This window comes from Zobellella aerophila (genome assembly GCF_039539325.1).
Taxonomy (GTDB): Bacteria; Pseudomonadota; Gammaproteobacteria; order Enterobacterales; family Aeromonadaceae; genus Oceanimonas; species Oceanimonas aerophila.
The window spans coordinates 260,642-283,945 of sequence record NZ_BAABCX010000002.1 but is presented as its reverse complement, the minus strand read 5'-3'; the positions used below and the strand labels follow the sequence as shown (position 1 = coordinate 283,945).

At 60.3% G+C, this 23,304-nt stretch carries 24 protein-coding genes, 1 tRNA gene, 2 pseudogenes and 1 other annotated feature; of the genes and pseudogenes, 17 read left to right on the top strand and 10 right to left on the bottom strand.

Features of this window, described 5'->3' with window-relative positions:
• Positions 1-51: 51 nt before the first annotated feature.
• Positions 52-909: a TraB/GumN family protein gene (locus ABD806_RS08980; protein WP_344957051.1), complete on the bottom strand. Its 858-nt coding sequence runs from the start codon at positions 907-909 to the stop codon at positions 52-54.
• A 79-nt stretch (positions 910-988) separates the two neighbouring features.
• Here ABD806_RS08980 and ABD806_RS08975 point away from each other — a divergent pair, with 79 nt between their 5' ends.
• Positions 989-1,324, top strand: a complete 336-nt coding sequence (locus tag ABD806_RS08975; RefSeq protein ID WP_344957049.1) for a DUF1904 family protein — start codon at positions 989-991, stop codon at positions 1,322-1,324.
• A gap of 11 nt (positions 1,325-1,335) precedes the next feature.
• Here ABD806_RS08975 and ABD806_RS08970 read toward each other — a convergent pair whose 3' ends face one another.
• Together ABD806_RS08970 and ABD806_RS08965 are read right to left on the bottom strand one after the other, a co-directional pair.
• Positions 1,336-2,166 (bottom strand): SDR family NAD(P)-dependent oxidoreductase, encoded by an 831-nt coding sequence (locus ABD806_RS08970; RefSeq protein WP_344957047.1) that lies wholly within the window; start codon positions 2,164-2,166, stop codon positions 1,336-1,338.
• A gap of 106 nt (positions 2,167-2,272) precedes the next feature.
• Positions 2,273-2,348 (bottom strand) — tRNA-Arg (locus ABD806_RS08965).
• 210 nt (positions 2,349-2,558) lie between these two features.
• Here ABD806_RS08965 and ccmA point away from each other — a divergent pair.
• From ccmA to ABD806_RS08915, 10 genes are all read left to right on the top strand, one after another.
• On the top strand, positions 2,559-3,185 hold the full coding sequence (gene ccmA, locus ABD806_RS08960; RefSeq protein WP_344957045.1) for a cytochrome c biogenesis heme-transporting ATPase CcmA: 627 nt from the start codon (positions 2,559-2,561) through the stop codon (positions 3,183-3,185).
• A 2-nt stretch (positions 3,186-3,187) separates the two neighbouring features.
• A complete protein-coding gene (gene ccmB / locus ABD806_RS08955; RefSeq protein WP_344957043.1) occupies positions 3,188-3,856 on the top strand; it encodes a heme exporter protein CcmB in 669 nt (222 codons plus the stop codon).
• Between the two features lie 95 nt (positions 3,857-3,951).
• Positions 3,952-4,698, top strand: coding sequence for a heme ABC transporter permease (locus ABD806_RS08950; protein ID WP_344957041.1), 747 nt, complete (start codon positions 3,952-3,954; stop codon positions 4,696-4,698).
• Complete coding sequence (ccmD, locus tag ABD806_RS08945) at positions 4,688-4,894, top strand: heme exporter protein CcmD (RefSeq protein ID WP_344957039.1); 207 nt, start codon at positions 4,688-4,690, stop codon at positions 4,892-4,894. The genes ABD806_RS08950 and ccmD overlap by 11 nt, the downstream gene beginning before the upstream one ends.
• Positions 4,891-5,385, top strand: a complete 495-nt coding sequence (gene ccmE, locus ABD806_RS08940; RefSeq protein WP_344957037.1) for a cytochrome c maturation protein CcmE — start codon at positions 4,891-4,893, stop codon at positions 5,383-5,385. Before ccmD ends, ccmE begins: the two co-directional genes overlap by 4 nt.
• On the top strand, positions 5,382-7,343 hold the full coding sequence (locus ABD806_RS08935) for a heme lyase CcmF/NrfE family subunit (RefSeq protein WP_344957035.1): 1,962 nt from the start codon (positions 5,382-5,384) through the stop codon (positions 7,341-7,343). Before ccmE ends, ABD806_RS08935 begins: the two co-directional genes overlap by 4 nt.
• Positions 7,340-7,873: a DsbE family thiol:disulfide interchange protein gene (locus ABD806_RS08930; RefSeq protein WP_344957033.1), complete on the top strand. Its 534-nt coding sequence runs from the start codon at positions 7,340-7,342 to the stop codon at positions 7,871-7,873. The genes ABD806_RS08935 and ABD806_RS08930 overlap by 4 nt, the downstream gene beginning before the upstream one ends.
• A gap of 3 nt (positions 7,874-7,876) precedes the next feature.
• Positions 7,877-8,347 carry a cytochrome c-type biogenesis protein gene (locus tag ABD806_RS08925; protein WP_344957031.1) on the top strand — a complete coding sequence of 157 codons (471 nt, stop codon included), beginning with the start codon at positions 7,877-7,879 and terminating at the stop codon, positions 8,345-8,347.
• A gap of 1 nt (position 8,348) precedes the next feature.
• Positions 8,349-9,560 carry a c-type cytochrome biogenesis protein CcmI gene (ccmI, locus tag ABD806_RS08920; RefSeq protein ID WP_344957029.1) on the top strand — a complete coding sequence of 404 codons (1,212 nt, stop codon included), beginning with the start codon at positions 8,349-8,351 and terminating at the stop codon, positions 9,558-9,560.
• Between the two features lie 115 nt (positions 9,561-9,675).
• Positions 9,676-10,464 (top strand): MlaA family lipoprotein, encoded by a 789-nt coding sequence (locus tag ABD806_RS08915; protein WP_344957027.1) that lies wholly within the window; start codon positions 9,676-9,678, stop codon positions 10,462-10,464.
• 83 nt (positions 10,465-10,547) lie between these two features.
• Here ABD806_RS08915 and ABD806_RS08910 read toward each other — a convergent pair whose 3' ends face one another.
• Together ABD806_RS08910 and ABD806_RS08905 are read right to left on the bottom strand one after the other, a co-directional pair.
• On the bottom strand, positions 10,548-11,186 hold the full coding sequence (locus ABD806_RS08910; RefSeq protein WP_344957025.1) for a DUF502 domain-containing protein: 639 nt from the start codon (positions 11,184-11,186) through the stop codon (positions 10,548-10,550).
• Between the two features lie 105 nt (positions 11,187-11,291).
• Complete coding sequence (locus tag ABD806_RS08905) at positions 11,292-11,564, bottom strand: hypothetical protein (RefSeq protein ID WP_344957023.1); 273 nt, start codon at positions 11,562-11,564, stop codon at positions 11,292-11,294.
• Positions 11,565-11,795: 231 nt separating this feature from the next.
• On the opposite strand from ABD806_RS08905, the gene ABD806_RS08900 reads away from it, so the two are divergent.
• The gene (locus ABD806_RS08900) at positions 11,796-12,869 is read left to right on the top strand and encodes a 3-deoxy-7-phosphoheptulonate synthase (RefSeq protein WP_344957021.1); all 1,074 of its coding nucleotides are present in this window, start codon (positions 11,796-11,798) and stop codon (positions 12,867-12,869) included.
• A gap of 133 nt (positions 12,870-13,002) precedes the next feature.
• Positions 13,003-14,145 (top strand): bifunctional chorismate mutase/prephenate dehydrogenase, encoded by a 1,143-nt coding sequence (tyrA, locus tag ABD806_RS08895; protein ID WP_344957019.1) that lies wholly within the window; start codon positions 13,003-13,005, stop codon positions 14,143-14,145.
• 141 nt (positions 14,146-14,286) lie between these two features.
• Here tyrA and ABD806_RS08890 read toward each other — a convergent pair.
• The 3 genes and pseudogenes from ABD806_RS08890 to hpf all read right to left on the bottom strand — a co-directional run.
• Positions 14,287-14,766: pseudogene (locus tag ABD806_RS08890) on the bottom strand (chorismate mutase); the annotation flags it as partial.
• A gap of 285 nt (positions 14,767-15,051) precedes the next feature.
• Positions 15,052-16,200, bottom strand: a pseudogene (locus tag ABD806_RS08885) (chorismate mutase); the annotation flags it as partial.
• 32 nt (positions 16,201-16,232) lie between these two features.
• Positions 16,233-16,354 (bottom strand) — a sequence feature (Phe leader region).
• A 225-nt stretch (positions 16,355-16,579) separates the two neighbouring features.
• Entirely contained in the window at positions 16,580-16,912 is a 333-nt protein-coding gene (gene hpf, locus ABD806_RS08880) for a ribosome hibernation-promoting factor, HPF/YfiA family (protein ID WP_344957017.1), read from the bottom strand.
• Positions 16,913-17,289: 377 nt separating this feature from the next.
• Here hpf and ABD806_RS08875 point away from each other — a divergent pair, with 377 nt between their 5' ends.
• The gene (locus ABD806_RS08875; protein ID WP_344957015.1) at positions 17,290-19,194 is read left to right on the top strand and encodes a transglycosylase SLT domain-containing protein; all 1,905 of its coding nucleotides are present in this window, start codon (positions 17,290-17,292) and stop codon (positions 19,192-19,194) included.
• The gene (locus tag ABD806_RS08870) at positions 19,184-19,999 is read left to right on the top strand and encodes an NAD(P)-binding domain-containing protein (protein ID WP_344957012.1); all 816 of its coding nucleotides are present in this window, start codon (positions 19,184-19,186) and stop codon (positions 19,997-19,999) included. Before ABD806_RS08875 ends, ABD806_RS08870 begins: the two co-directional genes overlap by 11 nt.
• Here ABD806_RS08870 and yjjX read toward each other — a convergent pair.
• Positions 19,935-20,504 (bottom strand): inosine/xanthosine triphosphatase, encoded by a 570-nt coding sequence (yjjX, locus tag ABD806_RS08865; protein ID WP_344957010.1) that lies wholly within the window; start codon positions 20,502-20,504, stop codon positions 19,935-19,937. The genes ABD806_RS08870 and yjjX overlap by 65 nt on opposite strands.
• 81 nt (positions 20,505-20,585) lie before the next feature.
• On the opposite strand from yjjX, the gene yciA reads away from it, so the two are divergent.
• Both yciA and ABD806_RS08855 read left to right on the top strand, forming a co-directional pair.
• The gene (gene yciA / locus ABD806_RS08860; protein ID WP_344957008.1) at positions 20,586-20,984 is read left to right on the top strand and encodes an acyl-CoA thioester hydrolase YciA; all 399 of its coding nucleotides are present in this window, start codon (positions 20,586-20,588) and stop codon (positions 20,982-20,984) included.
• Positions 20,977-21,801 carry an endonuclease/exonuclease/phosphatase family protein gene (locus tag ABD806_RS08855; protein WP_344957006.1) on the top strand — a complete coding sequence of 275 codons (825 nt, stop codon included), beginning with the start codon at positions 20,977-20,979 and terminating at the stop codon, positions 21,799-21,801. The genes yciA and ABD806_RS08855 overlap by 8 nt, the downstream gene beginning before the upstream one ends.
• Before the next feature lie 47 nt (positions 21,802-21,848).
• On the opposite strand, the gene ABD806_RS08850 is transcribed toward ABD806_RS08855, so the two are convergent.
• Positions 21,849-22,964: a transglycosylase SLT domain-containing protein gene (locus ABD806_RS08850; RefSeq protein ID WP_344957003.1), complete on the bottom strand. Its 1,116-nt coding sequence runs from the start codon at positions 22,962-22,964 to the stop codon at positions 21,849-21,851.
• Positions 22,965-23,304: the final 340 nt, after the last annotated feature.

Sequence of the window (23,304 nt, the reverse complement as noted above, 5' to 3'; positions counted from 1 at the left end):
TGTGCTTCGAACACATCTTAGCGAGACGGCACCGGGCCATGATGATCCTGATCAATAAAGCGTGTCATCCTCGATTTTATTGAGGGTAAAACCGCGGGCGGACAAGCCTGCCAGCAGCCCATGCTCACCATACAGATGCAGGGCGCCGACCACCACCAGCACCTCGGGCGAGCCCTGCTTGGCCAGCTGCTCCAGCCACAGCTGGTTGCGTTGTGCCAATAACTGCTGTTCGATAAAGCGGCTCAGCTCGGGGCTTTGTTGTTGCGCCAGCAAGTCCTGCAGCGCCTGCTCGTCACCGCTCAGCCAGGCGCTCAACAGGGCATCCAGCTGGGTGGACATCTGTGCCATTTCATCCAGGCTGTGGCGCACGAAGTCATCCTCCAACCCAAGCTCCGCCAGGCGGGACAGCATGTCGAACACCAGGGTAGGGGATTCGAGGCCCTGGATGGGCAGGCCCTTTTGTCGAGCTTTTTTGTGCAGCTGAAAATCGATCCCCCATCGGGCGCTGAATCCAAATGACAGGGTCTTTGCCTGGGTCAGCTGAAGGGCGGCAAACCAGGGGGGGAAGCGGGTGAGTTGTTCCATGTCCTGTTCCCGGGCCGTGCGGTTCAGTTCGTTGGCCAGCGCGGCCCCCAGGCGCCCGGACCAGCTTTCTCCGGCGGGCATGGTCAGGAAAGGGGTTAGCTGCTCCATTGAAATCAGCTCGGGATCCACTTCCAGCAGCAGTAGCTGGCTCTGATCCAGCGCCTTGGTCAGGGCGGGGGGCAGTTGGCTCATCCGCCGGTCTGCCAAGTGGATGGAGCCAAACAACCAGAGTTGCTGGTTGTCCCTGGTGGCCGACCAGAGCGCGGGTGCCGCCAGCGCCTGGCTGCACCAGAGCCATAACAATCCATGTAATAAAATTTTCATAGGCCCTGCTGTTTTGTCGCTAAGGTTGTGATTATCATCGAATCGTCTCTTACTTCAGCATCTACAAAGGAATATTCCCATGCCTCACTTGCGTTTTCGCGGCGTATCCCGTGAAACAGTCAAACAACTTAGCAAATCCCTGGTCGATACCCTGGTTCCCCTGGCCGGTAGTCCGGCTGAGCATTTTACCCTGGAGTTCATCCCCGCTGAGTTCGTGCATCAAGGGCATGTGGTACCCGGATATCCGTTGGTGGAAGTATTCTGGTTTGAGCGCCCGCTCGACGTCCAGGACAAGGTCGCTGCCGCCATTACCCAGGTACTCAGGGCCCTGGTCGGTGATGAGCTGGAGATCGGCGTGATCTTTACTTACCTCAATGGCCGTAATTACTATGAAAATAGTGCACACTTCGGCTAAAGCATAGCCGACTATCCGCCGGCCTTGGCCAGCATCTTGTCCAGTGCCCGGTCGGTGAGCAGCCGCTTGAACCAGGCCATCATCCTGGTGGGCCGGGTAACCGGGTAGCGTATCCTGGGACTGGAGCTGGTCAGGGCATGGAGCACAGGCGCCATGCACGCCTCCGCCGGCAGGCTGAAGCGCGAGCTGGGCCCCGGCTGCTCCAGCCGGGCCAGGGTTTGCCGATAGGCCAGGGCATGGCGGCTATCGGCGGGCCGGATATAACGCAGGAAGGCGTCCCTGGCATTTTCCCGAAAACGGGTTTCTATCGGCCCCGGTTCCAGCAGGCTGACATGGACCCCGGTGCCCCGCAGCTCCAGGCGCAGGGTATCCGTGTAGCCTTCCAGGGCGAATTTGGAGCAGTTATAGGCGCCCCGGTAGGGCATGGCCACGAAGCCGAGGATGGAGCTGTTTTGGATTACCCGTCCCTGTCCGGCGGCCAGCATGATGGGCAATGCCAGCCGGGTCAGGTGGTGGGTGCCGAACAGGTTGGTGTTTAACTGCTCCCTCAGGGCCCGGGTGGGCAGATCTTCCAGGGCGCCGGGCTGGCCATAGGCACCGTTGTTGAACAGGCCGTAAAGCCGGCCGCCGGTCAGCGTCATCGCCTCCTTGAAACCGGATTCTATGCTGGCCTCGTCGGCCAGATCCAGTTGTACCGCCTCCAGCCCCTGTTGCCTGAGCGAGGCCACGTCGGTGGCGTTCCTGGCCGAGGCGATTACCCGGAAGCCTTTGGTCTTGAGAAAATGGGCGGCCGTGTGGCCAATACCCGAAGAACAGCCGGTAATCAGTACCGCGGAGTCCATAGCGTCACCCTGAAGATGGAAAACAATGGCTAATGTAGCCCGAACAGGGGGGCCGGGGTCAATCGCAGAGGAGCAGAGAGGAGGGAAAGTATCGAGCGCCATGAAATGGCGCCCCCACCAGGACTCGAACCTGGATCGGCCGCTTAGGAGGCGGCTGCTCTATCCTGTTGAGCTATGGGAGCCTGCGGCGAGTATATATAAGTCCCCTACGGATGAGAACCCTGACGGGCGCGAGTGCGCAGAAAAGCAGCACAGGCTTGGAAATCCCTGCGCTCTTTGTTTTAAAACAAGATTTGGTGAGAATTTTACCCCTGTCCGGCTTATGTTAACGCCTTCGGTGGCCCCTTGTGCTAGACTGGCGCCCATTTTTGAACAGTCTTAGTCACTGATTTATGCTTGAAGCCAGAGCCTTAACCTGTGTCCGGGAAGAGCGCACCCTGTTCCGTGAGCTGTCACTCAGGGTCGAGCCCGGCGACCTGGTACAGATTGCCGGGCCCAACGGAGCGGGGAAAACCAGCCTGTTGCGGCTGCTGGCCGGCCTGTCCCGGCCCTTCTCCGGCGAGGTGCTGTGGCAGGGCGAGCCGATCCAGCATGGCCGTGACGGTTATCATGCCGAACTCTTCTACCTGGGTCATCAGGCCGGTATCAAGCACGAGCTGACCGCCTTCGAGAACCTGGCCTTTTTCCGGCGCATGCACCATGGCCAGAGCCAGGCCAACCTGTGGCAGGTACTGGCCCAGGTGGGGCTGGCCGGGCTGGAAGAACAATATGCCGGCCAGCTGTCGGCCGGCCAGAAGCGGCGGGTCGCCCTAGCCCGTCTCTGGCTTGGCGGTCCCAGGCTGTGGATCCTCGACGAACCCTTTACCGCCATCGACAAGCACGGCGTCAAGGTGTTGGAAAATCTGCTGCTGACCCATACGGATGCCGGCGGCATGGTGCTGATCACCACCCATCAGGACTTGTCCCTGTGCGCCGGACGGGTACGCACCCTGACCTTGACCCCGAGCCTGGAGGAATAAGCATGTGGCAGATGTTTACCGGGGTGGCCCGGCGTGAACTGGTGTCGGCCCTGCGCCGCCGGGCCGACGTGCTCAACCCGCTGTGGTTTTTCATGATCGTGATCACCCTGTTCCCGCTGGGGATCGGTCCCGAGCCGGCGCTGCTGGCCCGCATCGCCCCCGGCATCGTGTGGGTGGCCGCCTTGCTGTCCTCGTTGCTGGCGCTGGAGCGGCTGTTCCGCGACGATTTTATTGACGGCACCCTGGAACAATTAATGCTTATGCCCTGTCCACTAGGGGTGCTGGTGCTGGCCAAGGTGCTGGCCCACTGGCTACTGACCGGCTTGCCGCTGTTGCTGCTGTCGCCGCTGGTCGCCGTCTTGTTGAGCCTGGACATGAGTACCTTTATGGCGGTGTTCTGGACCCTGTTGCTGGGCACGCCGGTGCTGAGCCTGCTGGGCGGCATAGGGGTGGCGCTGACGGTGGGTATCGGCAAGGGAGGGGTGCTGTTGAGCCTGCTTACCCTGCCCCTGTATATCCCGGTGCTGATCTTCGCCACCTCGGCGATAGAGGCGGCGAGCCTGGGGGTGGCCTATAACGGCCAGCTGGCGATCCTGGCCGCCCAGCTGGTGGGCAGCATAACCCTGGCACCCTTTGCCATTTCGGCGGCGCTGCGGGTGAGCGTCAATTAACCGGCTGTTTTGATCGAAAGGTTTTTTGGGGGGCGGATTTGGAGTATCTTTAATCTGCCGGATGATGCGTAGTATAAAAAAGGTTAGTAAGCAAGATGTGGAAATGGTTACATCCCTATGCCAAGTCTGAAGAGGCCTATCGGCTGGCCGGTTTATGGCTGCCCTGGTTCGCCGGCTTCAGCCTGATTTCCTTCACCATCGGCCTCACATGGGGGCTGGCCTTCGCGCCCGCCGATTATCAGCAGGGGGATGCGTTTCGCATCATCTATATCCATGTCCCCGCCGCCATCATGTCGATGGGCGCCTATTCCTCGATGGCGGTGGCCGCCTTTATCGGCCTGGTGTGGCAGGTAAAGACCGCCGACATGGCGGTGGCGGCCATCGCCCCGGTGGGGGCCGTGTTTACCTTTATTGCGCTGTTTACCGGCGCCGCCTGGGGCAAGCCCATGTGGGGCACCTGGTGGGTGTGGGACGCCCGCCTGACCTCGGAGCTGATCCTGCTGTTCCTCTATCTCGGCGTTATCGCACTCTACAACGCCATTTCCGACAAGATACTGGCGGGCCGGGCCGCCGGCATACTGGCGCTGGTAGGGGTGATCAACCTGCCGATCATCCATTACTCGGTCGAATGGTGGAATACCCTGCATCAGGGGGCCACCATCACCAAGTTCGCCAAGCCTTCCATTTCCAATGACATGCTCTGGCCGCTGTTGATCATGATTTTTGCCTTTATCTGTTTCCTGGGCGCCCTGACCCTGATGCGGCTGCGCAACGAGCTGCTGCGCAGGGAATCCCACCGGCCCTGGGTGCTGAAGCTGGCGGAGGAACAGGATGAAATTTGACAGTCTGTCGGCCTTCCTGGCCATGGGCGGCTACGGCTTTTATGTCTGGCTGTCGTTTGCCGTCACCCTGGTCGCCTTGCTGGGGCTGGTGCTGGCCAGTATCACCACCAGGAAACGTTTGCTGCGCGAAGTGCAACAGAAACAAGCCAGGGCTGCCCGCCGTAAGGCGGCCCAGAAGTTGGAGAATACCCTATGAACCCAAGACGTAAGAAGCGCATGGCCCTGTTGGTCGCCGTGGTGGTTGGGCTGTCGGCGATGACCGCGCTGATGCTCTATGCGTTGCAGCAGAATATCGATCTCTTCTATACCCCCACCGAGCTGGTGCAGGGCAAGGGAGAAGACAAGCTCAAGCCGGAGCCGGGCCAGCGGCTGCGCATCGGTGGCCTGGTGGTGCCGGGCTCGGTGCAGCGGGATCAGCAGAGCCTGAGGGTCAGCTTTGAGCTGGTCGATGCCGGCGGTGAAAAGGTTACCGTGCTGTTTGACGGCATACTGCCGGATCTGTTCCGGGAAGGGCAGGGCATAGTGGCCCAGGGCAACCTGAAGGATGCCCGCACCATAGAGGCATTCGAGGTGCTGGCCAAGCATGATGAAGAATATATGCCGCCGGAAGTGGCCGAGGCGCTCAAAGGGATGGAGCACTTCAAGCCGGAATATACCGAGGAGCAGCTGCAGGGGAGCCGTTCATGATCCCTGAGCTTGGCCAATTCACGCTGATCCTGGCCCTGGCCGCCGCCCTGTTGCTGAGCTGCCTGCCGTTGCTGGGCGCGGCCCGGGGCAACATCAACATGATGCTGACCGCCCGGCCCCTGGCCTATGCCCAGTTCTTTATGCTGTTGCTGTCCTTCCTCTGCCTGACCTGGGCCTTCGTCGACAACGACTTCACCGTGCTCTACGTCGCCTCCAACTCCAACAGCCTGCTGCCCCTGGAATACCGCATCTCGGCGGTGTGGGGCGCCCACGAGGGCTCGTTGCTGCTGTGGGTGCTGATCCTGGCGGGCTGGACCGCCGCCGTGGCCCGTTTTAGCCGGGCCCTGCCGCTGGATGCGGTGGCCCGGGTGCTGGCGGTGATGGGTATCGTCGCCATCGGTTTCCTGCTGTTTGTGCTGGTCACCTCTAATCCCTTTGAGCGCACCCTGCCTTATTTTCCGGTCGATGGCCGGGATCTGAACCCCTTGCTGCAGGATCCGGGACTGATCTTCCACCCGCCCATGCTCTATATGGGCTATGTGGGCTTCTCGGTGGCCTTCGCCTTCGCCATCGCCTCGCTGATGACCGGCAAGCTGGATGCCGCCTGGGCACGCTGGTCCCGGCCCTGGACCATGGCGGCCTGGATTTTCCTGACCTTAGGCATTGCCCTGGGCTCCTGGTGGGCCTACTACGAGCTGGGCTGGGGCGGCTGGTGGTTCTGGGATCCGGTCGAAAACGCCTCCTTTATGCCTTGGCTGACCGGCACCGCCCTGATCCACTCCCTGGCGGTCACCGAGAAGCGGGCCACTTTCAAGGCCTGGACGGTACTGCTGGCGATCCTGGCCTTCTCCCTCAGCCTGCTGGGTACCTTCCTGGTGCGCTCGGGCATACTGGTGTCGGTGCATGCCTTTGCCTCGGACCCCACCCGCGGCCTGTTTATCCTGGTGTTCCTGATGCTGGTGGTGGGGTCGTCGCTGTTGCTCTATGCCATCAGGGGCGCCGAAGTCAGAAGCCACGGCAAGCATGAGCTGGCCAGCCGGGAAAGCCTGTTGCTCGGTAATAACATCATCTTGATGGCCGGCCTGCTGGTGGTATTTATCGGCACCCTGCTGCCGTTGGTGCATAAACAGCTGGGGATGGGCAGCATCAGCATAGGCGCGCCCTTCTTCAACAGCCTCTATGCCTGGTTGATCATTCCCTTTGCCCTGTTGCTGGGTGCCGGTCCCCTGTTCCGCTGGCGCCGTCAGCAGATGGGCGAAATCAACGGCAAGCTGCTGTTTGCCCTGGTGGTGAGCGTGCTGCTGGGAGGCGGCCTGCCCTGGCTGTTTGCCGAACGCTTTGATTTCTGGGCGGCGACCGGCATCGGCCTGGGGGTCTATATAGTGGTGACCAGCCTGCAGGAAACCTGGGCCCGTGCCACCCACAGGCACAGCTTCGGAGTCGGGGTACGCAAGCTTGGCAACAGCCACTGGGCGATGATCCTCGGCCATATCGGCCTGGCGGTGTCCATCATCGGTGTTGCCAGTACCCAGATCTACAGCATAGAGCGGGATGTACGCATGGCCACCGGCGACAGCGTCACCTTTGCCGGTTATACCTTTACCTTCGAGGGCAGCCGGCGTGATGACGGGCCCAACTACGAGGGCCATAAGGGCATCATCCAGGTGGCGAAAAACGGCCGTCCGCTGACCACCCTGACCCCTGAAAAACGCCTGTATATAGTGCAGCGCATGCCGATGACCGAAGCGGCCATCGACGCCGGCCTGACCCGGGATCTGTATGCCGCCCTGGGTGAACAGCTGGATGACGGGGCTTGGGCGGTGCGCCTCTATTACAAGCCCTTCGTGCGCTGGATCTGGTTTGGCGCCGTGCTGATGGCCATCGGTGGCCTGGTTTCCATGGCCGACAAGCGCTATCGCTTCGGCCGCAACAACGGCCAGGCAAAGGAGGCAGAATGAATCGTCGTATCTTGATCCTGCTGCTGCCCCTGGCGCTGTTTCTGGGCGGCTCGGTGTTTCTGTACAAGGGTCTGTTTTCCGATCCTACCAGGCTGGAATCGGTACTGATCAACCAGCCGATCCCCGAGTTCGAGTTGCAGGACCTGCATCAACTGGACAAGCAGCACAGCCGGGAGATCTTCACCGGCCGGCCCATGCTGCTGAACGTCTGGGCCACCTGGTGCCCCACCTGCTATGCCGAGCATGAATACCTCAACGAGCTGAAGGCGACCGAGGGGCTCTATATCGTCGGCATGAACTACAAGGACGAGCGGGACAAGGCGCTGAACTGGCTCGACAACCTGGGCAACCCCTATGCCATCGATCTCTACGATCCCAAGGGCATGCTGGGGCTGGATCTGGGGGTCTATGGCGCGCCCGAGACCTTCCTGATCGACAGTCGGGGAGTGATCCGCTACCGCCATGTGGGGGATGTGAACGCCACCGTGTGGAACAATACCCTCAAGCCCATATTCGAGCAGATGGAGTAAGGCATGCTGTTATTCCGTTTATTGCTGTTGCTGCCGCTCCTCTGGCTAGCCCAACCGGCACGGGCCGCCATCGATGTCTATGAGTTCGAGTCGCCGCAGCAGGAAGCCCAGTTCCGCGAGCTGACCCGGGAGCTGCGCTGCCCCAAGTGCCAGAACCAGGACATCGCCGATTCCAATGCGGAGCTGGCCCGGGATCTGCGCGAAAAGACCTACCAGATGGTCATCGAGGGCCGTAGTAAGCAGGAGATAAAGGACTACATGGTGGCCCGCTATGGTAACTTCATCCTCTATCGCCCGCCGTTGATGGCTTCCACCCTGATCCTCTGGCTTGGTCCCGTGCTGGTGATCCTGTTCGGCCTAGCCCTGGTTATCCTGCGTACCCGAAAGGCCCCGACCAGGGCCAGACAGGCGGGTCTGGACGAGGCCGAGAAACAACGGCTGGCGGATCTGTTAAACAAAGATAAAGAGAGCTGATATGACCCTATTCTGGATCCTCAGTGCCCTGCTGACCGCAGCCCTGGCACTGGTGGTGATTTTCCCCCTGCTGGCCGGTCGGGCCGAGTCCAGCCAGAGCCGTAATGAGCTGAATACCCGGCTCTATCGGCAGCGCCTGCGCGAACTGGCCCAGGACAAGGAGCAGGGCCTGCTCGAAGACGAGGAAAGCGCCCGGCTGGAGCTGCAGAAAAGCCTGCTTGACGATGTGGTGCAAGAGCAGGCCGCTCCGAGCCGGCGGGCCTCCTGGCTCTGGTTGCCGGCGGCGGCGCTGATCCTGGCGGTGGCCTACGGTGGCTATTTCCAGCTGGGCGCCCATCGGGAAGTTCAGGCGTGGCAGGAGGTCAGCGGCCGACTGGGCGAGTTGTCAAAACGGGTACTGGTCGAACAGGACGAGACGGTGACCGAGCAGGAGCTGCGCGAGCTGGTGCTGGCGTTGCGCACTCGCTTGCATAAAGAGGGTGACGATTATCGGGGCTGGCTGTTGCTGGGCCGGCTGGCGCTGGAGCTGCGCGACGGTGAAACCGCCAAGGAGGCGCTGGAGCGGGCTTTCACCATGGCCGACGATAAGGGCATGGTGCTGGTCCCCTATGCGGAAGCCCTGGCGATGATGGGTGAAACCCTGCGTGCCGAAGGCATGCTCAAACAGCTGCTGGAGCAGGATCCGGATAACCTGGAAGCCTGGTCCGTCTATGCCTTTATGGCCCTGCAGCAGGATGATTTGGTCACCGCCAAGGCTCGCTGGCAGCAGATGCTGGGCCGGATGACGGAGGACAACCCCCGTTATGGCATGGTTGAACGATCCATCGCCTTTGTCGATCAGCGGATGTCTGCTGAGCAGGTCGTCCCGGTGACAGGTCCCCGCTATCAGGTGCAGATCACCACCTCTAGCGCGGTTCCCTATCATCCGGGGGCGGTGCTGTTTGTCTATGCGGTGGACGCGGCGGGCGGCGAGATGCCGCTGGTGGCGCGGCGCATAGAGAATCCCGGCTTTCCCCTCACCATTACCCTGTCCAACGCCGATGCCATGGTGTCGGACAATAATATGAGCCAGCGGGACGCCGTGGTACTGAGGGCGCGTATCGCCCCCAGCGGTAACGTGATGGACAAGACCGATGCCTGGGAAGGGCGCTCGCCGGTGCTGAGCACGGAGCAGGACAGCCAGGTGGAGATCATGATAGATACGCCGCTTTAGGAATCCTCCCCCTATGGGTGGCTCCATGATGCCGGTATTACCGCGTCCGGGCTGGTCAGAGCGGGAATGAATAAATACACTAGAGCCAGACGATAACAATAATAAGGAACTGACTATGTGGCGAGGTCTGCTGCTGACAGCCGGTATCATGTTGAGCGGCTGTGCCGCTCATGAAGGGGCTGAGGCCGAACAGGCTGGGGCTCCGTCTGAAAGTGCAGAGCCGGTGCATTACGGTCCGGCGGTGGCGGATGATCCTCGCGATCCCTTCGAGCCGGTCAACCGGGCATCCTGGGTGCTCAACTACGATCTGCTGGAGCCCTACGCGGTGCGCCCCGTGGTGCATGCCTACGCGGATTATATCCCGGAGCCGGCCAAGACAGGGGTGCAGAACATGATGCTCAACCTGGAAGAACCGGCCAGCCTGGTCAATCACCTGATCACCGGGGACCTGCCGGGGGCGGGCACCAACCTGGCGCGTTTTACCCTGAACAGCACGGTCGGCGTGCTCGGCTTCTTCGATGTGGCCGACAATATCGCTCTGGAGCCTGCGCCCAAGGACTTCAGCCAGGTCATGGGGCAGATTGGCATCACCGACGGTCCCTACCTGATGATCCCTGTCTTGGGACCGACCACCTTGCGTCAGTTGTCGGGCGATGTGGTGGATACCCTCTATTTCCCCTACGATCTGATGACCTTCGCCATGCGTGCCGGCAAGTTCGTCGCCATGGGCCTGTATGAGCGCAGCCAGCTGATCGATCAGGAAGCGGTAATCGACAACTCGCTCGATCCTTACGGACTGGTCAAGGATTTCTATCTGCAATATCAGGCCGCCAAGATTGGCAAGGAAATACCGGCCGAAGACGAAGAGGATCTCTCCGAGTTTATGGACGAGATCGACGGCTAGAGACTGGAAGCTGGCTTGGCGGAGGAGGAGGCCCCGGGGTCGATAAGACCGCCTGTTGGCTTATCGCGGCGGGGTTGCCGTTCCTAGGGTTTGCCTACCGGTGTTTTTGTCTTGCCGTTGGTTTTGCCGTTCGGCTTGCCGGTGACCCCGCCGCTGACCACAAAGCTGGTCACGGCGCCGGCGGGGGCATCCAACGGGCTGATCTTATCCCGTTCGACGATGATCAGATTGCCCGCAAAGTTGTAGGACTGGGGCAGATACACCGCCACCTTGTCCCTGAGTCCGAATCCGCCCAGATCTTCCTGGGTGATAAAGCCCATCAGTTGCACTTCTCCCCCCATCAGGTTGACCAATACGGGTTTATCGAAGCGTTTGTTGTCCCCCAGCAGGGCATTGAACAGATCACTCAATGAGTTATACAGCATTTTTACCAAGGGGATCCGCGTCAGCACGCCGTGAAAGATCGACAGGAAAAAACGACCCAGGAAATTAGAGGCGAGCATACCGGTCAGGATGATCAGCGTCAGGGTAACCAGGCCGGCGGCCAGGCTGGAGATCCAGCCCGCCTGCAAGGCCGGAAAAGCCAGCCGCAACAGGGCTCCTAGGGCGGAAAACAGGGTTTCATCCAGGGCGGCGAAGATCAGGTACACCAGATAAATGGTCAGGATAAAGGGCAGCAGGATCAGCAGCCCCTGGAAGAAAAACCGAATGAGTTGTTGCATCTAGGTATCGAATCCCGGAATGGACGAGGCGTCATAATGACAGCCTGCGGGCATGATTGCATCCCCCATGGAAGGAGCTGGGGCAGCGGGGGACGCAGCAAGGGATCAGCGCCAGCGACGCAGCAGCTTGCGGTACCAGGGGGGGCTAAAACGGCGGCTCTGCTCGGCGGCGAACAGCGCTTTTTGCAGGGTGGCGGTGCTGGGTTTACGGCCATAACGGCTGAGCCAATACCGGCCTATTTCTTCGACGATCAGCCGGCATTGGTGATCGTAGAGGGTGTCATTGTTATAGGACATGGGGCTGGTTTTATAATCGATGGCATAGTGATCCAGAATGCGTCTGAAGCTGGTCACCAGTAGTTGATATTCTTGATCCATCGGCATTCCTCCTCTTACCTCAGTATATAGTTTGGTTTGGCTCTTTTATCGTCATTTGACGCTCAACTACTAAAATAAATCGTTTTCGTCCGAAATCAGCACTTTGCAACCCAGGCCAGCCTTGGTAAGGTGAATGTGGTTGCGTAAAAGAGAAGTTGCGATATGTCAAATAAACAGCAATTTTTCTTTCTTGGTTAGTGTAATTATTTGTTTACAAGTGAGGATGTCATCATGCAGAAAGACACATTGAATAATATTCATATCCAATCGGAACGGGTCATGATCACCCCGGCCGAGCTGAAAGCTAAGCTGCCGATATCACCCAAGGCCTTGCAGTTTGTCGGCGAGGCCCGTCAGACTATTTCGAATATTATTCATCGCAAGGATCATCGTCTGTTGGTGATCTGTGGTCCCTGCTCGATTCACGATCTGGATGCAGCCAAGGAATACGCAACCCGCCTCAAAAAACTGCATGATGACTACCGTGATAGCCTTTATATCGTAATGCGCGTCTATTTTGAGAAGCCGCGCACCACAGTCGGTTGGAAAGGTTTTATCAACGATCCTCACCTGGACGGCACCTTTGATATCGAACTGGGCCTGCACAAGGCGCGCGAGTTGCTGTGCTGGCTGGCCGAGCTGGAACTGCCCCTGGCCACCGAAGCCCTGGATCCCATCAGCCCGCAATACCTGGCCGAGCTGTTCTCCTGGTCGGCGATCGGTGCCCGCACCACCGAATCCCAGACCCACAGGGAAATGGCCTCCGGCCTGTCGATGCCGGTCGGCTTCAAGAACGGCACCGACGGCAACCTGGGCACCGCCATCAATGCCACCAAGGCGGCAGCCGAACCCCACGCCTTCATGGGCATCAGCCAGGAAGGCCAGGTTGCCCTCCTCACCACCCAGGGCAACCCGGACGGCCATGTGATATTGCGCGGCGGTAAGCTACCCAATTATGATTCCGTGAACGTAGCCCTGGCCGAGAAAGCCATGAGCACTGCCAAGTTGCTCCCCAGCCTGGTGGTGGACTGCAGCCATGGCAACTCCAATAAGGACTACAGCCTGCAGCCACTGGTGGCGGAAAACGTTATCCACCAGATTCAGGAAGGCAATGATTCGATCATCGGCATCATGCTGGAGTCTCATCTGTTTGAGGGCAACCAGTCGAGCGAGCAGCCGAAGCAGCAGATGCGATACGGGGTATCCATCACCGATGCCTGTATCGATTGGGAGACCACGGCAGAACTGCTGGAAAAGTGCCAGCAACAGTTGGCCGAACCGCTCAAGGCTCGACGTAACAAATAAACAGCAGGTATCATAAGCACCGGCCTGGAACGGAAACGAGCGGTGTGTGCGAACATTGTCACCGGCAAGCGCTCGCAGGCATAATAGGCACCGGTTCGGGACGAGCCGGTGCCTTTTTATTGGAACTAGACCCATGGTAGATGAATTAAATGTCCTGCGGGATCAGATTGATGATGTAGACCAGCAGCTGGTCGAACTGTTTGCACGCCGGTTGAAACTGGTTGCCGGTGTGGGCGAAGTCAAGAGCCGCCACGGTGTGCCCATCTATGCGCCGGATCGGGAGGCGGCCATGCTGGCCCGTCGCCGTGCCGAAGCCGAGGCCCGCGGCGTACCACCGGATCTGATTGAAGATGTCTTGCGCCGCCTGATGCGCGAGTCCTATGCCAGTGAAAAAGACACCGGCTTCAAGTGTATCAATCCTGCCCTGAGCAAGGCGGTGGTCGTTGGCGGAGCCGGCCTGCTGGGTGGCTTGTTTGCCCATCAGCTGAAACTATCCGGTTATCGGGTCGAGATACTCGAGAAAGACGACTGGCAGCAGGCTGAAAGCCTGCTGGCCGGAGCCGGCCTGGTGGTGCTGGCGGTGCCCATCGATCAAACGGTGGCGGTGATTGGACGGCTGCCCAAGCTTCCCGATGACTGCCTGCTGGTGGACTTGACCAGCGTCAAGAGTGAGCCGCTGGCGGCCATGATGGCGACCCATGCCGGTCCCGTGCTGGGTCTGCACCCCATGTTCGGGCCGGATGTATCCAGCCTGGCCAAGCAGGTGATCATTTACTGCGCCGGCCGGGGTGCCGAGCAGTACGAGTGGCTGCTGGCCCAGATGCGCATCTGGGGGGCCCGGCTGCAGCCGGTATCGGCGGAAGAGCACGATGAAGCGATGAGCCTGGTGCAGGCTCTGCGTCACTTTACCAGTTTTGCCTATGGGGCACATCTGTGTGCCGAACAGGCGGATATTACCCAGTTACTGCGGTTAAGTTCGCCTATCTACCGGCTGGAGCTGGCCATGGTGGGGCGCCTGTTCGCCCAGGATCCGGCGCTGTACGCGGATATCATCCTGTCTTCGCCCAAGAATATCGAGATGATCCGCCGCTATCACCGCCGTTTCGGCGAACTGCTGTCCCAGCTGGAAAACGACAAGCGTGATGCCTTTGTCGAACAGTTCCGCACAGTAAGCGATTATTTTGGCGATCATGCTGAAATTTTCCTTAAAGAAAGCCGCATGTTGCTGGCTCAGGCCAACGACAGCCGCCACTATGGTGACGAGCCGGCAGGCTAACAACGGGAATGAGGCCGGTACGCTAGAGGGGCGATATTTGTTCTGACAACAGGCTTGTCAGGGTACTTTCAGTTTATGGCTTTGAGCACAATCGGTCTCCCCCGAATTCATTCGGGGGAGACCGATTGCTATTTTTCCTCTTTATTCCTGATACAACCGATGGGTCAGTTGCTGCAGCGCTTGCCAATCCGGCTGTTCTCCTTCCATGCCCGCCGTCAGCGGCAGGCAAAATCCCTGCACCCCGGCGCCTTTCAGGGCGTTGGCCATGGCCGGTAGCAGGCTGTCGGCCTGCAACACAGCAACCAGCGGCAGATGAGTAGCCTGCTGCAGGGTCAGCAGCCGAGGCAACGCCAGCTGCTGGCGGTCGAGCAGGGCGACCTGTTGGTTACCCTCGGCCAGGATCTGCTCGGCTCCGGCCAGCCAGGCATCGATATCGGTACCCGACGGCTGCTCCAGCAGCACCGGCCGGGTGCAGCGACCAGCGGCGGTCAGCAGCTCGGCATTGTGGGCGTCCTGGGCCCGAATCAGCAGCGCATCGGCCGACTCGGCCGCCCGGTTCAGTGTTTCGGGCTGGCTGATCCAGGTCATGATCGCCAGATCAAATTGATCCGCCACCTGACGAAGCTGGCGCAAACAGTCCATATTCTGCTCCGGATCGCCGTTGTCAAAGCAGGGGGCGGCCAGTACCTGGCCTCCGGCTTCCTTCACCTGGCGGGCTACCTCCATCAAGGGGGTCTTGCCCGGCCACCGGCTCAACTCGGCCAGGATCATGGGCTCATCGCCGCCCAGATAGAAACGGCCCAGCTGTAGCTGGGTTGTCGTTGCCTTATAGCTCCGGCTGTGGCGAGCCTGCTGTCCTTCGTCATCGACGGGGCTGTGTTGATGGCGCTGGCTCAGGGCCTTGGACGGTATCTGGGTCGGGCTGATCTCGGCACTGGGATAGCAGCCCAATACCTTGATAAAGCGGGTAATGCGGCCCAGCTCCTTGAGTGCCGACTGCATGGCCTCGCCATTGACGTTGGCGATCACGTCAACATAGAACATTTCTTCCCAGGGATTGCCGATGATGGGCCTGGACTCCAACTTGGTCATGTTGATGTCGTGGTTGCGCAGTACCAGCAGGGCCTCGACCAGCGCGCCGCTCTGTTGTCCGGTGGACATGATGAAGGTGGTCTTGGCGGGGATCTGCTCGGCGACCTCGATCGGTTTGCGCGCCACCACGATAAAACGGGTCATGTTCTGCTTCTGGTTGGCCAGCCCCTGTACCAGGGGCCGCAGTCCGTGCAGTTCGCCGCCATCGGCACTGCCCATGGCGCCGACGTCCGGCCGCTGCAGGCCGGCGACCAGTTCCATGGCATTGGATGACGCGGCGCAAAATTCGACCTTGACCTCGGGCAGGGTCTTCAAATACTGGGAACACTGCTGGTACACCTGGGGGTGGGTATAGAGGGTTTTCAGCCGCGATACGTCGGTGTCCACCGCGACCAGCAGGCAATGTTCGATAGGCTGGGTCAGCTCGCCGACAATCGACAGGCTGGTATGCTGCATCAGATCGAACACATCATTGATGGCGCCCGAGCTGGTGTTCTCGATGGGCAGCACCCCGTACTGGGCCTGACCTGACTCGACGGTATCGATGATCTGCTGAAAGGTTTCGCAGTTATGCTCGATCAGGTTGGCCTGGAAGCGGGACAGGTATTTACGGGCCGCCAGATTGGAATAGGACCCCCTCAGACCCAGGAATGCCACGCTGATCGCCGGCGTGCTGTCTTGCGGGTTGAGCAGGCTTTGCAGCAGTGCCTGCTGGGAGAGCACCGAGTCCTCGATGATGGTGTGATAAATCTGGGTAACATAATGGGCATCAAGCCCCAGTTGACGCCCCTGATTGATCAATGCCACCAACAGGGTCTGCTCCCGCTCCTGATCGCGGATCGGCTTGGGGTTTTCCAGTTTGGAACGCGCGACATCTAAGCTCAATGCCTTGCGTTTTGCCAGCAGGGTTAACAACTCCTGGTCCAGGCGGCTGATTTGGGTACGGATCTCATCCAGCTTCATGGTACGGCTTCCTTTATCGCCAGTCTGCGGTAAATAAAAAAGCCTCCCTGAGGGAGGCTTTGCTGTTCGTCTTTCGCTTATCTCTTGCCAAACAGAACGCCTCCCGGGTCAGGGTGCAAAAAAGAAGCGAAAGAAAAACAGGAACTGAGTCATGGTGGCCAGGTAAATGGGTTAAGCACCCTGCTAGGAATACTGAAAAGCGGCCGCGCTGGCAAGTATTTTCCGGCTATTTTGTGGAATTGGGTGATTAAAGGGGAGATATGGGCAATTCAGGGGGAAGGCGAGGCGCCGAAATCCGGTTTCCCTCAGTGACGGCAATAAGCAGGCCTGCCGTTGGCAGGCCTGGGGATCTACTTACGGGACATCCCTCGCTGCTTTTTCATTTCTCCTCTGTGGCGTCGGCCGGAGTCGCGGTTGCGGTCGTTCTTTGTGCCAGGGGTTTTTCCGCATAGCGGGACAGCTGGCGTTCCAGTTTGTGACCCAACTCGTTGATGGCGGCGTACAGGTCTTCGTGCTCCGCCTGGGCAAACAGGGTATCGTTAGGCACACCTGCCTTGGCTTCCACCAGGTAATTCAGCCCCTCTTTCTGAATGACCACATGGGGGTTGATAAGCACGATATTACGCCGGTTGAGTTTGTCGAAGCGGCTTTCGATCCGCGCCCGGATGGCATTGGTCAGTTCGACAACTTGGCTGGTAATCGCAATAGACATAATGACCCCCTTGCTGTTTCATCGTTGGTGTTCAAACTCAGATTACTCCAGACAGGCTTTTGTTTTGTGATGGAAATCAATTTTTTACCGAACTCATCCTCCAGCCCGTCGGATTTGTGATCCCCTGATGACAAATGACAAAAAAGCCTTGCCAGCCGGCGGGAGGCAGGGCAGACTCGACTGGATAAGTTTCTCACTTTGTTTTTTATCTGTTTGATTTTTAAGCTTTTTTGTCGAAACCCCTGTCACTCCCCGGCACAGTCATAAACGTCTTGTCCATCCCGAATGCCAAATAAAAAGTTAATTTTTTCCGCCCCATTGGCAGTGCTGGCCAGTTTCCTTAGGATACGGTGATTAACCATTGTTAGGGGTGTGCAGTGAAGAGCTGGCTGGGGATTGGATTATTGGTGTTTAGCCTGGGAGTATCCGCCCAGACGTCGTCCCTGCGGGAGCGTTACGACGCGGCCGAGCAGGCGTTGAAACGCAACGAGTTGACACGTTTTCAGCAACTCAGGCAGGGACTGGACAGCTATCCGCTGACCGTCTATCTGGACTATGAACTGATTTCCAGGCGCCTCAACCAGCTGTCTCTGGGGGAGGTGCAGGCCTTTATGCGCAAGTACCCGGACTCCCTGCAGGCCGACCGGTTGGAGCGGGCCTTCCTGGTGCGCCTGGCTCAGGAGCAGCGCTGGCAGGAATTTTTATCCCTGTATCCCAAACTGCCCAACAGCACCGAGCTGCAGTGTGCCCATTATCGAGCCAAATGGGCGCTGGGCGACAGGGCGACGGCCCTGGCCGGTGCCGAAAGGTTGTGGCTGAACGGCCGTTCCCTGCCGGGGGCCTGTACCCCCCTGTTTGACAGCTGGCGCAGTGTCGGTGGACGGACCGACCACCATGTTTGGCAGCGGATGGAGCTGGCCTTCGAGCTCGGCGAGAGCAGCATCGTCAGCTACCTGAGCCGGGAACTGGGCCCTTCGACCCGTGCCGCCGGGGAACTACTGGTGCAACTGGATAAACAACCGGAGCGCCTGGGCAACATAACGCAGTTCGATGGTTCCAGCCCCCAATACCAGTCGGCGGTCAGCCACGGCCTGGCCAGGCTGGCCGACACAGAGCCGGGCCTGGTGATGAACCTTTATCCGCAATATCAGAAACGTTTGGGGCTGTCCCGCGAGCATGTCGCCCGCATCGAGCGTAAGCTCGCGCAACGGCTGATGTTTAACCGCACCCGCGAGCATCGGGAGTGGCTGGACCACCGCCTGCCCGAGGTGGGCGATATTGATCTGCTGGAACTGCGGGCCCGGCTGGCCATCTGGGAGCAGGACTGGCGCCGTCTGCCCGAGTGGATCGACCGGCTCCCGACCGAATCCCAGCAGGACAGCCGCTGGCAATACTGGCGGGGCCGAGCCCTGTCGGGCCTCCGTCAGTCGGACCAGGCCGACGCCGCCTGGCATAAGGCGGCCCAGGCCCGGGATTACTACGGTTTTCTTGCTGCCCATCAGAGCAGCCGTCCGGTTGCCCTGCAGAAACAGCCGCTCAAGCCGGCCCCCGCCTGGGACAAGGCCGCGGCCAGATGGCCGGCCTTGCGGCGGGTGGATGAATGGATGGCCAGGGGTCACAAGTCCAATGCCAGGATCGAGTGGAATCATCTGCTGAGCAAGCTGGACGTCGACGCCCAGAGCGAGCTCGGCAGCCTGGCGTTAACCCGCCATTGGTACGACAAGTCTATCCTGGCCAGCATCCAGGCCAAGGCCTGGGATCAGTTGGATCTGCGTTTTCCCGTGGTCTATCGGGACTCCTTCCGTCGACAGGCCCAACGGCTGAATATCGAGGAGGCCACCCTGTTTGCCATCGCTCGCCAGGAGAGCGCCTTTTTTGAGCAGGCGAGATCGCCGGCCGGCGCCGGAGGCCTGATGCAACTGATGCCGGGGACGGCCCGGGAGACAGCCCGCAAGCATGGCATTCCTTTTCGCAGTGCCAACGATGTCTATCATCCGGACATCAATGTGCAGCTGGGTTCGGCCTATTTCAGGGAGCTGCTGGACAGATACGACAACAACCGTATTCTCGCCATCGCCGCCTATAACGCCGGGCCAGGCCGCATTAACGGTTGGCTGAGAGAAAGTGGCAGCCGCCCCTTCGATGTTTGGGTCGAGAGTATTCCGTTCCGTGAGACCCGGGGCTATGTGCAGAATGTGTTGGCATTTGCGGTGATCTATCAGGATATACTGGGTCAACCGAAAAGCTTGCTGAGGCCGGTGGAGGTGATTTATGGCTACTGATGGGCCATCGGTGGCCATTGTCGGCCTGGGGTGGCTGGGTGAACCCCTGGCCGAAACCCTGCAGGCCCGAGGCTACCGGGTCGCCGGCACCACCACAGATGCCGGCAAGGCCGACCGTCTGGGTGCCGCCGGGCTGAGGGTGCGGCTATGGGATATCAATGGCCCGCTCCCCGCATGCTGGCCGGCTGAGCTGGTTGCGGACACCCTGATCCTCTGTGTGCCGCCGGGCAGGGTGGACGACTATGCGTCAACCCTGGGCCGGCTGGCCTCGCTGGCGGCGGCCGGCGGGATCAAGCGGTTGCTGTTCACCAGCGCCACCTCCGTCTATGGCGGCCCGGGTCATAAAACAGAGCAGCATGCCGCACCCGATTCGGTGCGGGGCGAGCGCATGCTGGCGGCCGAGCAGGCGGTACGGCAGGCGGGCGTGCCCCAGGTGCTGTGCCTGCGCCTGGCGGGCCTGGTGGGGGGCAGCCGGGAGCCGGGCCGCTTCCTGGCCGGGCGTCGTTTTCCCGGCGGGGAAGAGCCGGTCAACCTGGTGGCGCAGGAGGATTTGTTGCGGATAATCCCGGCCATACTGGCGCGTGCCGACTGGCCGTCCTGCCTCAATGTCTGTGCCCCCCACCATCCCAGCCGGCGGGCCTTCTATACCAAGGCCGCACTCGACCGTGGCCTGACGCCTCCGGCATTTGACGGCGGCGGCGAGGGTAAGCATATCGATGGCAGCGCCCTGACCCGCTGGCTCAAGCTGGACTACCGGGTCCAGGACTGGTTTGCCTGGCTGGAACAGCGTAAGGCGCAGGATTGAGCAGGGGGGCCAGCGCCAGGATCAGGGTGTCTCTATAGACCTGGGTTCGGCTCAGGACATCATGGGTTAACACGCCGATCGCCCCGCCGGCCTGCTTGCAGTTGGTGAGCCGGAATAACCGGTCCATGGCCTCGCCCAGCTCTTCGCCTTGCTCCAGCGCCTCGGCCACGAAAGGCGGCAGGGTCAGGCTGGCGCTGCGCGCGCCGTTGTCCAGCCCCTGGCCAAGGACCTGGATCCAGGCAAAGGTCAGCAGCTGTTGTTGCAGGCGTGCCACACCCCCTTCCATGCCAATCCACAGATCCGCATCGGGATATGCCCGGCGCGCGGCCCGGGCCCGGTTGCTGGCTCCCAGGCGGGTTTCTTCGTCGCTGAAGGGTTGCGCCGACACCCCCGAGGGAACGGAGACCCCGGTGATGCTGACCCTGACGGCAGGGAACAGCCTGTCCAGTGCCTGTTGCGCCGCGGCGACCTTGGCGGGATTCAGGGAGGCGATGATAATCTTCATAGTCATTCCGGTGGCAGGTAATTGCGGGCGTGGATCAAGACCACTATTATGCCTGCAAAAGCCGGGATTTGAGGAGACAAGATGACAGAAGAACGTAGCCCTCGGGGGGAATTGCTGTTGCGCACCGTCGCCATGCCCGCCGATACCAATGCCAATGGCGATATCTTCGGCGGCTGGATTATGTCCCAGATGGATCTTGGAGGCAGCATCCTGGCCAACGAGCTGGCCCGTGGCCGGGTCTGCACCGTGGCGGTAGAAGGCATGACCTTTCACCGGCCCGTGCAGGTGGGAGATGTGGTCTGTTGCTATGGCGAGCTGCAGCGGGTGGGCTCGAGCTCCATCGCCGTCAAGCTGGAGGTCTGGGTCAAGCCGGTACTGGAGCCGGAAAACAACCACCGTTATTGTGTGACCGAAGCCCTGTTCATCTATGTGGCTATCGACGATCAGGGGCGCCCCAGGACAGTGCCGCCCCATGACTAAACGCCATTGGCTGCTGGCGGCGGCGGTCGGCCTGTCGCTGGCCGGCTGCCTGAAAATACCCGACGAGATACTGTTGAGCGACAGTCACCGGCCGGTGGCGGCCGACTGTTTTTATCCGTCGTTGACGCACAGTCGGCCGTTGCCCTCGGAATTTACCCTGCTCAGCTGGAATATCTATAAGCAGCAAGGTGACTGGCAGGCGGAGCTGGCCCCCTGGGCCGAGGATGTTCAGCTGCTGGTGTTGCAGGAGGCCACCGGCAAGGCGAGCCTGCATGCCTGGCTGGCACAACGGGATTACCGCTGGGAGCAGGTCGCAGCCTTCAGCTGGCGTGACGTGCCGGCCGGGGTGATGACGGCGGCGCAAGCACCGGCCACCCAGGTGTGTGGCCAGCGCATCATCGAGCCCATCAGCCGGATCCCCAAGTCCCAGCTGTTCAGCCGTTATCATCTGGAGGGGGCCGACGAACAGCTGCTGGTGGTGAACCTGCACGGGGTGAACTTCTCCCTGCATGGCCGTAGCTATCGGGATCAGCTCGAGCGCATCGCCGATTACATGACGGATTATCGTGGCCCGGTGATCGTGGCCGGTGACTTTAACAGCTGGAATGCCAGGCGGGTAGCCATGTTGCGGCAATGGGCCGAGGCGGCCCGGCTGCAGGAAGTCAGCCTGCAGGAGGATCACCGCAGCCGGGTATTCGGCTATCCCCTGGACCGAGTCTATTACCGCGGGCTGCGGCTGCAGCAGGCGAAGAGTATGACCTCCAACGCCTCGGATCATGGTCCCATACTGGCGACCTTCAGCGCCGGCATTGAATAACAAAAAGGAAGCCGAAGCTTCCTTTTTGTGTTAACCAGGATGAGCCATTAGCCGGCGGCGTTGATAGCCACGATCAGCTGCTGGCCCGGGCGCAGGTATTCATGCTTGCGCAACCGGTTCCAGCGCAGCAGATCGGTAATGGAGACGCTGAACCGGCTGGCAATGGCGTGCAGGGAGTCGCCGCTTTGCACCTGATACAAGCCGTCTGTCGGCGCCGCCGCCTTGCCTGTCGTGGGCAGCATCAGGGTCTGCCCGGCGCGGATGCTGTTGGAACGCAGGTTATTGGAGCGCTTGATGGCATCGATACTGGTGTTATTATTACTGGCGATCAGCCCAAGGGTATCGCCGCGACGCACCTGATAGCGGCGGAATTCCTTACGCTCCTGTTGCGGCAGATCGGCCATGGCCAGCTCCAGGCCCTGGGCGTTTTTCACCGGCACCAGCAGGTTGGCGGTGCGCGCCGGGGAAGTTGCCGCCCGTTTGAAGGCCGGGTTCAGATGCTTCATCTGCTGACGGTTCACCCCCGCCAGATCGGCCGCCATATTCAGATCCACCTGGCCCTCAACCTGTACCACCTTGACCTGGGGGTGGTTGGGGATGGCGGGAATATCCAGGCCATAATGGTCGGGGTGCTTCAGGATGTCGGCCAACGCCATCAGCTTGGGCACATAATTCTGGGTTTCTTTCGGCAGGGATAAGGCCCAGTAGTCGGTGGACTTACCCTGTTTGCGATTGGAACGGATCGCCCTCTGCACCCGGCCTTCGCCCGAATTATAGGCGGCCAGCGCATGGGTCCAGTTGCCATCGAAGAAGTTGTTCAGATATTCCAGGTAGTCCAGCGCGGCATTGGTCGCGGCCATAACGTCATAACGGCCGTCATACCAGCTGTCGTAATGCAGACCAAAGTTTTTGCCGGTCCCCTGCAACATCTGCCACAGGCCTGCCGCATGGCTGCGGGAATAGGCTTTGGGGTTGAAGGTGCTTTCAACAACCGGCAACAACACCAGTTCCATCGGCATATCCCGCTTTTCTATCTCTTCCTTGATGAGATACAGAAAGGGTCTCGCCCGTTCGGCCACGGAACGCATATGCTCCGGGTGCTTGAGGAACCATTTACGTTGGGCGACCACACGGGGATGATCCGCGGGGATTGTCAATTCCATCTGATCCGCCAGCTGGAGCCACAGATTCTCTTGTTGCTGACCGGTTACAGCCTGTTTGCCGCTACGCGAGCTCAGTGAAGTCCGTGATACTGAGCTTGAGTAGAGGCGACTACCGCTGTTTGCCTTCAGCAAGGTCCGGCTGGATGAATCCGCCGAGTCGCTGCTTATCGTCAGCGAGGGAAAATCCGTCGCCTGGGGGTAGAGCCGATGGCTTGCCGTGCTTGTGCCCCCGCCTTTGGGATCCTGGTGGCTGTAAGGGTAGGGGGCTGAGCCCTGCGCTTGACAGCCCGCCAGGAGTAAGGCACTGGATATGATACAGAGTCTTCTCATGGTAACCGCT

Excerpts from the sequence above, each read along its gene's own strand:
- ABD806_RS08980 (WP_344957051.1), bottom strand. The coding sequence starts at position 909 with ATGAAAATTTTATTACATGGATTGTTATGGCTCTGGTGCAGCCAGGCG.
- ABD806_RS08975 (WP_344957049.1), top strand. The coding sequence starts at position 989 with ATGCCTCACTTGCGTTTTCGCGGCGTATCCCGTGAAACAGTCAAACAA.
- ABD806_RS08970 (WP_344957047.1), bottom strand. The coding sequence starts at position 2,166 with ATGGACTCCGCGGTACTGATTACCGGCTGTTCTTCGGGTATTGGCCAC.
- ccmA (WP_344957045.1), top strand. The coding sequence starts at position 2,559 with ATGCTTGAAGCCAGAGCCTTAACCTGTGTCCGGGAAGAGCGCACCCTG.
- ccmB (WP_344957043.1), top strand. The coding sequence starts at position 3,188 with ATGTGGCAGATGTTTACCGGGGTGGCCCGGCGTGAACTGGTGTCGGCC.
- ABD806_RS08950 (WP_344957041.1), top strand. The coding sequence starts at position 3,952 with ATGTGGAAATGGTTACATCCCTATGCCAAGTCTGAAGAGGCCTATCGG.
- ccmD (WP_344957039.1), top strand. The coding sequence starts at position 4,688 with ATGAAATTTGACAGTCTGTCGGCCTTCCTGGCCATGGGCGGCTACGGC.
- ccmE (WP_344957037.1), top strand. The coding sequence starts at position 4,891 with ATGAACCCAAGACGTAAGAAGCGCATGGCCCTGTTGGTCGCCGTGGTG.
- ABD806_RS08935 (WP_344957035.1), top strand. The coding sequence starts at position 5,382 with ATGATCCCTGAGCTTGGCCAATTCACGCTGATCCTGGCCCTGGCCGCC.
- ABD806_RS08930 (WP_344957033.1), top strand. The coding sequence starts at position 7,340 with ATGAATCGTCGTATCTTGATCCTGCTGCTGCCCCTGGCGCTGTTTCTG.
- ABD806_RS08925 (WP_344957031.1), top strand. The coding sequence starts at position 7,877 with ATGCTGTTATTCCGTTTATTGCTGTTGCTGCCGCTCCTCTGGCTAGCC.
- ccmI (WP_344957029.1), top strand. The coding sequence starts at position 8,349 with ATGACCCTATTCTGGATCCTCAGTGCCCTGCTGACCGCAGCCCTGGCA.
- ABD806_RS08915 (WP_344957027.1), top strand. The coding sequence starts at position 9,676 with ATGTGGCGAGGTCTGCTGCTGACAGCCGGTATCATGTTGAGCGGCTGT.
- ABD806_RS08910 (WP_344957025.1), bottom strand. The coding sequence starts at position 11,186 with ATGCAACAACTCATTCGGTTTTTCTTCCAGGGGCTGCTGATCCTGCTG.
- ABD806_RS08905 (WP_344957023.1), bottom strand. The coding sequence starts at position 11,564 with ATGGATCAAGAATATCAACTACTGGTGACCAGCTTCAGACGCATTCTG.
- ABD806_RS08900 (WP_344957021.1), top strand. The coding sequence starts at position 11,796 with ATGCAGAAAGACACATTGAATAATATTCATATCCAATCGGAACGGGTC.
- tyrA (WP_344957019.1), top strand. The coding sequence starts at position 13,003 with ATGGTAGATGAATTAAATGTCCTGCGGGATCAGATTGATGATGTAGAC.
- hpf (WP_344957017.1), bottom strand. The coding sequence starts at position 16,912 with ATGTCTATTGCGATTACCAGCCAAGTTGTCGAACTGACCAATGCCATC.
- ABD806_RS08870 (WP_344957012.1), top strand. The coding sequence starts at position 19,184 with ATGGCTACTGATGGGCCATCGGTGGCCATTGTCGGCCTGGGGTGGCTG.
- yjjX (WP_344957010.1), bottom strand. The coding sequence starts at position 20,504 with ATGAAGATTATCATCGCCTCCCTGAATCCCGCCAAGGTCGCCGCGGCG.
- yciA (WP_344957008.1), top strand. The coding sequence starts at position 20,586 with ATGACAGAAGAACGTAGCCCTCGGGGGGAATTGCTGTTGCGCACCGTC.
- ABD806_RS08855 (WP_344957006.1), top strand. The coding sequence starts at position 20,977 with ATGACTAAACGCCATTGGCTGCTGGCGGCGGCGGTCGGCCTGTCGCTG.
- ABD806_RS08850 (WP_344957003.1), bottom strand. The coding sequence starts at position 22,964 with ATGGAATTGACAATCCCCGCGGATCATCCCCGTGTGGTCGCCCAACGT.